6 protein-coding genes are annotated in these 6,870 nt (G+C 36.6%); 5 read left to right on the forward strand and 1 reads right to left on the reverse strand.

Annotated elements, in window-relative coordinates:
* The first annotated feature begins 575 nt into the window (after nucleotides 1-575).
* The 3 genes from cshA (at nucleotide 576) to HNR27_RS17190 (ending at nucleotide 4,012) form a co-directional block, all read left to right on the forward strand.
* A complete protein-coding gene (gene cshA / locus HNR27_RS17180; protein WP_244853508.1) occupies nucleotides 576-2,048 on the forward strand; it encodes a degradosome RNA helicase CshA in 1,473 nt (490 codons plus the stop codon).
* A gap of 64 nt (nucleotides 2,049-2,112) precedes the next feature.
* Nucleotides 2,113-2,592, forward strand: a complete 480-nt coding sequence (locus HNR27_RS17185) for a PH domain-containing protein (RefSeq protein ID WP_212920633.1) — start codon at nucleotides 2,113-2,115, stop codon at nucleotides 2,590-2,592.
* On the forward strand, nucleotides 2,582-4,012 hold the full coding sequence (locus tag HNR27_RS17190; protein WP_429340598.1) for a PH domain-containing protein: 1,431 nt from the start codon (nucleotides 2,582-2,584) through the stop codon (nucleotides 4,010-4,012). Before HNR27_RS17185 ends, HNR27_RS17190 begins: the two co-directional genes overlap by 11 nt.
* Nucleotides 4,013-4,126: 114 nt before the next feature.
* Here the strand turns inward: HNR27_RS17190 and HNR27_RS17195 are convergent, their stop codons facing one another.
* Nucleotides 4,127-4,885, reverse strand: coding sequence for a rhomboid family intramembrane serine protease (locus HNR27_RS17195; protein WP_429340599.1), 759 nt, complete (start codon nucleotides 4,883-4,885; stop codon nucleotides 4,127-4,129).
* A 138-nt stretch (nucleotides 4,886-5,023) separates the two neighbouring features.
* Between HNR27_RS17195 and acpS the strand changes: the two genes are divergently transcribed.
* Together acpS and HNR27_RS17205 are read left to right on the forward strand one after the other, a co-directional pair.
* On the forward strand, nucleotides 5,024-5,377 hold the full coding sequence (acpS, locus tag HNR27_RS17200) for a holo-ACP synthase (protein ID WP_429340600.1): 354 nt from the start codon (nucleotides 5,024-5,026) through the stop codon (nucleotides 5,375-5,377).
* A 336-nt stretch (nucleotides 5,378-5,713) separates the two neighbouring features.
* Nucleotides 5,714-6,736, forward strand: coding sequence for a LolA family protein (locus HNR27_RS17205; protein WP_429340601.1), 1,023 nt, complete (start codon nucleotides 5,714-5,716; stop codon nucleotides 6,734-6,736).
* Nucleotides 6,737-6,870 lie beyond the last annotated feature (134 nt).

A 6,870-nucleotide genomic window follows, 5' to 3' on the forward strand; every position in this document is an offset into this window, starting at 1 on the left:
TCATACCATGTTCAAATCGAAAAATCATATTGCAACTAGCTTGTATGATTCTTAATGTGTTATCATTAAATGACGGTTAATTTGCCACGGTGCTTTATGGTCTTATGAAGTTAGACTACATTAAGTCATTTATATAGACTTTTTGGCAGATAGGAAAGTATAAGGAATTTCCACTGCATAATAAAATCTAACACAAATGTACTCGTCGTACCTATATAGAATACTCCTTAGAAAACTACAAGTAGTACTTCCAGGAAATTTACAATGTAATACAAGTAGTTGCTGAGCAATAAGGGTGGACGAATGCGTTTATTCAAAATACATTCCGGTGGAGCTGTCCATAATTATAGGGCTTTTCCCTTGTAACAAAAAGGACAACCTCTTTTCCGCTTTTAGCTTTTGAAAAATGAAGAAATAATTCCATTTCTTAAATTGTAAAAAGTATTCATTAATCAAACACTAAAGATAAAAAGAATGGATAAAATACTAAATAAGTTCATGTTTTTACGGAAAAAGCATCACGGCAAGTATAAGCGCTAATACAAAATAATTTGCAAAAAGGAGAAAAAAAGAGCGTGACAACATTCAATGAATTAGGTATTTCAAGCCCGATAATGAAGTCGTTAGAACGAATGGGGTTTGAAGAAGCAACACCTATCCAAGCACAAACTATTCCACTAGCAATGGAAGGAAATGATGTGATTGGACAGGCACAAACTGGTACTGGGAAAACTGCAGCATTTGGAATCCCAATGATAGAAAGAATTGATACAAAACTAAGAAAGGTTCAGAGCCTTGTAGTAGCACCTACAAGAGAATTGGCTATTCAGGTGGCTGAAGAGCTGAATCGCTTAGGTAAAAATAAAGGTGTTCGAGTCCTGCCTGTTTATGGGGGACAACACATGGACCGGCAAATTCGTTCTCTAAAAGACGGTCCCCACATAGTAGTGGCAACACCAGGAAGATTATTGGACCATTTTAGAAGAAGAACAGTAAGAACCGATTTAGTCCAAACGATTGTTTTAGATGAAGCCGACGAAATGCTTAATATGGGCTTTATCGATGATATTCGTGAGATTCTTAAACAGGTTCCGGCAGAAAGACAAACCCTATTGTTCTCTGCAACTATGCCTAAAGAAATTCGTGAAATAGCAACAACGATGATGAAGGATCCGAAGGAAGTTAAAGTTAAAGCGAAGGAAATGACTGTTGAAAATATTGAACAGCATTTTGTGGAAGTTCCTGAAAAATATAAGTTTGATACACTAACTAACCTATTAGATATGCAAAATCCAGATCTTGCAATCGTGTTTAGCAGAACGAAAAAACGTGTCGATGAAATTACGGAAGGATTGCAGGCAAGAGGCTTTCGTGCAGAGGGTATTCATGGTGATTTAACACAAGGTAAACGGATGTCCGTACTAAATAAATTTAAAAATGGACGTGTTGATGTACTGGTAGCGACAGATGTTGCGGCAAGAGGGCTTGATATTTCTGGTGTTACTCATGTGTATAATTTCGATATTCCACAGGACCCAGAAAGCTATGTCCATCGCATTGGTCGTACTGGTCGTGCAGGTCGTACAGGAGAAGCCATTTCCTTTATAACACCAAGAGAGATAGCCCATCTACGCCTCATTGAAAAAATTACGAGAAGTAAAATGAAGCGGATGGTTCCTCCAACTAATAAGGAAGCTCGCCGTGGTCAACAGCAGATTACGGTTGAAAAAATGCTAAAGACAATTGAAAGCAATGATTTAGAGGCTTATCACGAAACAGCTAATCAGCTACTTGACGAGCATGATTCTGTTACGCTAATAGCAGCAGCATTAAAGTTACTGACCAAAGAAAGAAGAGATGTGCCAGTACAAATTTCATCTGTTGCGCCGATAAGTATTAAGAAGGCAGAAAAAGAAAAATCTAGAGGAAACAACAAGCGATTCTATGGAAAACGAAACCAGAGCAGCGGTCGTAATCAATCTGGGAGAAACCAAGGTGGTCGCAACCGAAAGGGAAATTTCCAAAAACGGAGAAATCGTGACTTTTAGATATTAACACCTAAAGAAAGCTCCTAAAAGCGGGAGCTTTTTCCTTAGGTAAGGGGGAGAGATTGTGAGAAAACCACCAGAACATACCATTTCAAAAGATGCTATAAAAGCATGGAAAATCACTGCAATTTTGTATGAAGCGATAGCATGGGTCCTAACTATCGTAGGGTTTATTTTATTTATTACGATTGATTTTCCATTGTGGATTGTTTTAATTGTTGCTGTATTAACGGCTATAAGTACATATTTTTCTATTTTTATGCTGCCTAAATTACGTTGGAGAAGGTGGCGTTATGAAGTTTTTGAACAGGAAATATATATTCAGCATGGTATTTTAGTAGTTTCAAGAACGTTAATACCGATGATTCGAGTACAGCATGTGGAAACACAGCAAGGTCCAATCCTTAAAAAATTCGGATTAGCAAGTGTGTCGATATCGACAGCGGCGACAACGCATGAAATTCCCGCATTGTCCAATGAAATAGCCTCTGATTTAAGGGACAAAATATCAGCACTAGCTAAGGTGGATGAAGATGATGTCTAAGCCTAAGCGACTACATCCCGCTGCTGTGATTTTACACATTGTGATAGGAATTAGGAATTCTCTATTTTTTTTCATTCTTCTGTTTGTAACGTTATTTGATGATAAGTTACTATATGCCTTTTTAGCGATGTTAGCCTTGTTATTGTTAATCATTATTACTAGTGTATTAACTTGGCAACGGTTTACATACCGTGTGGAAGAGGACGAGCTTCGATTAGAATATGGGATTATCATTCGAAAAAAGCGGTTTATCTCTAAGCATAGAATTCAATCCATCGATTTAACCCAAAATATTCTCCATCGAATATTCAAACTAACGAAAGTAGAAATTGAGACCGCTGGAACAGGGGCAGAGGCGGAGGCATCCTTAATTTGTGTAACGCTAACAGAAGGTGAGGCGCTAAGAGCGGAACTAAAATCCATTTCTTCTAGAGAACAACATGAAAATGAAATAGAAGAAGAAGCGTATTTAGCGCAAACCATTACTAGAAAACAATTATTACTAGCAGGGGCTACATCTGGTAGTATTGGAGTCCTTTTGGCTATTGCGGGGTTTGCATTTTCTGAAATAGAGCGATTTATTCCAGCTAACTTTTATGACGATGCATATCGATGGATAATTGGCCTAGGATTGTTAATAATGGTTTTGTTTATAGTCGGCACATTATTGCTGTTATGGTTGTTGGGTATTATAGGCACGATGATTAAATATTGGAATTTTACCATAACAAAGGTTGATGAGGATATTGTCATAACTAGGGGTCTTCTAGAAAAAAAGCAAATTACTATACCTTTAAAACGAATACAAGCTGTTGGTTATGCAGAAAGTGTTATTCGACAACCCTTTGGATATGCTACAGTAATTGCAGAAATAGCAGGCGGATCCAATGAAAAAGGGGAAGATTTCTCCACGGTGCTATTCCCTATTATGAAGGTAGAAGAGGTAGAGGCATTTTTAGAGAAGTTTTTACCGATGTATGTCAACAAGCAGAATAATATGCAATCATTGCCAAAGCGAGCAAGAAAGTATTATATAATTCGAATGACAATCCCAGCATTGCTATTACTTGGAGTTGTATTCTTTGTATTTCCACATCTTAGCTGGATTCCGTTAATACTTCTTGCGGTTTGTGTGGGATTGAGTTTGTTGCAACATAAGGACGCTGGTTATTTAATAAATGGTCAAAAATTACTTATTCGCTACCGCAATATTAATAAAGTGACCATGGTGCTACATCATAAGCGAATACAAGCATTCAATAAAAAACAAAATTGGTTCCATAGGAAGGAAAATCTTGCTAGATTAAAACTATCCATAATCGGTAAAATGGGACTAGGAAAACATTATACGATTAAAGAGTTAGATGTGACTGATGTAGACGATTTGTCAGATTGGTATTCATATAGAAAGAAGGGCTGAATGTAAGTTCAGCCCTTCTTCTAATTAAGTCGGCTATTATCGGGTTAAATGTCTGAAAAAAAGAGGATTGGATTGGTCAACACACGAACGCCACTGATCTATTCTATTTAGTTTTTAAAAGAAATTCTGTACGATAAAGATTATTAGAACAATAATAAAGAAAATGAAAAAAGGATTTAGTCTTAGCCTCTGGAAGAAGTTTTTTTTCTTCCAGCGGTTAGGATTAAATTGTATATCTTTCGGACCGTTGGAATGAGGGTTCTTCCATGGGTTAAATGGTCTTGCTTTTGTTAGTAAAAGAGGGGCAATTACAAACCCAGAGACAAAGCCTAAAACATGGCCATATTCATTAATACCAGGTCTGATAAAGGTCATGATTAGACCAATAATAAAGATAATAACAATAATTTGTGCGCTTTGAGCATCAATTAAATGCTTGCGAAATACGACCATAAATACATAGATACCAAATAATCCGTATATGGCACCAGAAGCACCAACATGAGCAAATCCTAGATCTGGATTTAGAAGGAATGTAGCAATATTTGCTAAGACTCCTGCTCCAAGATAGGCTAGGATAAATTTTAGTCTGCCTAACATTTGCTCAAGGGCTGGTCCAAATAAAATGAGAGAAAATGAATTAAATAGCATATGTGTAAACCCACCATGTAGAAAAATAGGGGTTAGAAAACGCCAATATTCACCGTTTTGGATATCGAAATGACTCCCAACACCTAAATCATAAAGACGGTCAAAGAAAGTAATTGGTAATAGACCTAATATCCATATACTGATATTAATGATGACTAAGGTGGAAATAATAGGGTAGGATTGGATAAATTCTTTTACACTATTTTCCGTTCGTAGAAACATGCTATCCCTTCTTTCAAAATGGGTTTGTTTACTAACTTCTTTTGGCTATGATAATAGTATGTACAATATTAGATTACTATAATAATAAATGAAGTGATATTAAAATGTAGATTGATTTAGTTAGCGAGGGGTACGACAATGATAAAAGGCATTGGGATTGATATTATAGAAATAAATAGAATTCGAAAAAGTATAGAGAATGAGCGTTTTCTTGAGCGGGTGTTGACGACAAATGAAAGAATGTATTTAAAGAGGCTTCAGGGAGAAGCTAGAAAAGCAGAATTTGTTGCAGGGAGATTTGCTGCTAAAGAGGCGTTTGCCAAGGCGATGGGAACTGGTATTGGAAAGTTAAGCTTTCAGGACATAGAGGTTGTGAATGATGAAAGAGGAAAGCCTATGTTGTCTGTATCTTTACCAGATAAGATGAATATTTTTGTTTCCATTTCACATAGTAAGGAATATGCAGTAGCACAGGTTGTTTTAGAAGGATAAATTAATAGTTTAACGGATATCATCTGCATAATTGCTAAGGTTGTCTCATATATTTTAGTGCGGGCAGGAGGGAACAAGCTATTTAAACACCGCATAAGAAATATACGAAATTGACCATTAAACCATAGGTGCAACCGAGGGCAATTTAGGAGTGGAAAAGAATATTCAAAGCGTAATCCGAAAAATCATTGAAAGGGTGGAATATGGAGGATGTTCGTGTTGTAAGTAGCTGGAGAAATGGTCAGCTCGTACTTTCTTAGGTGAAATGTTCCCTTTGTATAAATCGTAAAAGCTTAACTGTTAGGCTTGGTAAATTTAGACAAGGGAGATATGTCCATGATAAAAAAATCACGTATATGGATGATATTCGTATTTGGCATTATGTTGGTCCTAGCTGCATGTGGTGAGAAGTCACAAGAGGATGTCGTGAAAAAGCTTGGTGAAAGTGTAAATGGATTAACAGGTTATAAAACGAATGTTGAAATGAAAATGACAACTGGACAAGAGGAACAAGTATTTAAAATTGATGTCTGGCATAAGAAAAAGGACTTTTATCGAGTGGCTCTTTCTAGTAATAAAGAGGACAAGGGTGGCCAAGTAATTCTTAAAAATATGGATGGTGTATTTGTCTTAACACCGGAGCTAAAGAAAAGCTTCAAATTTCAATCAGATTGGCCGAACAATAGTAGCCAGCCATATCTATATCAATCCTTAGTAGAAGATATTAAGAATGATAAAGGGGCTGAATTTACTACAGATGACAAGTACTATATTTTTAAAACAAAAACTAATTACCAAAGTAACAACAACTTACCGCATCAAGTGATATATATTGATAAGGAAAGCTATACACCTGTCATGGTAAAAGTATTAAACACAGATGATAAAACTGCTGTGGAGGTTAAGTTTACTAGCTTTAAGTTAAACCCTACCTTAAAAGATGGGGATTTTGCAATCGATCAAAATATGGCAAAAGTAAGCGAAGAGGAAGATGTTCCAACATCGGGAGCTGGAATGCCTGAGGATTTGCGGGTGATGATTCCAGTTAACACAGTTGGTGCAGAGTTAGCAGATCGTGTTGAAGTAAAATTAGCAGATGGGAAGCGTGTTATTTCCACTTTTACTGGAGATCGAAATTTCACTCTAGTTCAAGAGAAGCGTAATGCTGTTGAGACCTTATCCTCTCCAGTTGAAGTGGATGGTGATATTGTAAACCTAGGATTTGCTGTAGGGGTACTCTCTGAGAATGCTGTAGAGTGGGATTATGATGGGATGAGCTTTTATTTAGCAAGTGACCAGTTGACACGAGAAGAACTAATTGAAGTTGCGCAATCTGTTCAAGGTCAAGAAGTAAAGTAAAAAAAGTAAAAGTTGGCAGGCTCCATGTTAAGGGTCTGCTTTTTATTAATGCTTTTAAAACCACAGGCTCTGCCTGTGTGAAAATAAACCTTCTAGGGATGTAACAAAAGAATCTCCAATCGTATAATAGAGAT

It is taken from the genome of Ornithinibacillus bavariensis, from assembly GCF_050433565.1.
Classification (GTDB): Bacteria; Bacillota; Bacilli; order Bacillales; family Amphibacillaceae; genus Ornithinibacillus; species Ornithinibacillus bavariensis.

Excerpts from the sequence above, each read along its gene's own strand:
- HNR27_RS17190 (WP_429340598.1), top strand. The coding sequence starts at position 2,582 with ATGATGTCTAAGCCTAAGCGACTACATCCCGCTGCTGTGATTTTACAC.
- HNR27_RS17195 (WP_429340599.1), bottom strand. The coding sequence starts at position 4,885 with ATGTTTCTACGAACGGAAAATAGTGTAAAAGAATTTATCCAATCCTAC.
- acpS (WP_429340600.1), top strand. The coding sequence starts at position 5,024 with ATGATAAAAGGCATTGGGATTGATATTATAGAAATAAATAGAATTCGA.
- HNR27_RS17205 (WP_429340601.1), top strand. The coding sequence starts at position 5,714 with ATGATAAAAAAATCACGTATATGGATGATATTCGTATTTGGCATTATG.